This is a genomic window from Mesorhizobium sp. M1406 (assembly GCF_040317555.1).
Taxonomy (GTDB): domain Bacteria; phylum Pseudomonadota; class Alphaproteobacteria; order Rhizobiales; family Rhizobiaceae; genus Mesorhizobium.
This window is the reverse complement of sequence record NZ_JAMYKW010000162.1, coordinates 1-1,063: the sequence shown is the minus strand read 5'-3', so window position 1 is coordinate 1,063 and position 1,063 is coordinate 1. Positions and strand designations below refer to the sequence as shown.

Genomic DNA, 1,063 nt, shown 5'->3' with positions numbered 1-1,063 from the left:
GGGACTGTCAGGAATTTCGTGTGCGGGCGGGCATAATGGGTAAGAAGGAGTCCCACTATGTCGCGACGCAAAGACCCTGCGATACCGAATGAGCTTCTCGATCAGTTGCTGGCTGGTGGCGCGGCCAGCGCCGCTTTTGATCAGGGCGGTTTGCTCGATTCACTGAAGAAAGCGCTGACCGAGCGCGCCTTGAACGCGGAGATGGATCATCACCTGGCCGGCGATGAGAGCGCCGGCAATACGCGCAACGGCTACGGCCGCAAGACGGTGATGACCGAGACCGGCAAGCTGGCGATCGACGTGCCGCGCGACCGCCACTCGAGCTTCGACCCTCAACTGATCGCCAAATATCAGCGCCGCTTTCCAGGCTTCGACGACAAGATCGTGTCGATGTATGCGCGCGGCATGAGCACCCGCGAGATCACCGGACACTTGCACGAACTTTACGGCATCGACGTCTCGCCGGAGCTGATCTCAACGGTGACCGACGCGGTGCTGGATGAAGTCGTCGCCTGGCAACAGCGGCCGCTCGATCCGGTTTACCCGCTCATCTTCTTCGATGCGATCCGGGTCAAGATCCGCGACGAAGGCATGGTCCGCAACAAGGCGATCCACATCGCGCTTGGCGTGCGCGCCGATGGCGCCAAGGAGGTGCTGGGCCTGTGGCTTGAGCAGAACGAGGGTGCCAAGTTCTGGCTGCGGGTGATGAACGAGCTCAAGAACCGCGGCGTCGAGGATATTCTGTTGGCTGTCGTCGATGGCCTCAAAGGCTTCCCCGACGCCATTACCGCCGTGTTCCCGCAAACGGTCGTCCAGACCTGCATCGTGCATCTGCTCAGGAACAGCATGGACTTCGTGTCTTGGAAGGACCGCAGGGGGCTGGCGACGGCGCTCAAGGATATTTACCGCGCCATCGACGCCAAGACCGCCGAAGAGGCGCTGATGACGTTCGAGGCCGGCCATTGGGGGCAGCGTTATCCCGCCATAGGTCAGAGCTGGCGGCGCGCCTGGGCCGAGGTCATCCCGTTCTTCGCTTTCCCAGACGAGGTTCGCAGGATCGTCT

Annotated in this window: 1 protein-coding gene; it reads left to right on the top strand. The window is 62.0% G+C overall.

Translation table 11 applies throughout. The annotated features are described in order from the left end of the window. Nucleotides 1–57 precede the first annotated feature (57 nt). A partial coding sequence (locus tag NKH03_RS34715; protein ID WP_352973340.1) for an IS256 family transposase occupies nucleotides 58–1,063 on the top strand: 1,006 nt, incomplete at its 3' end.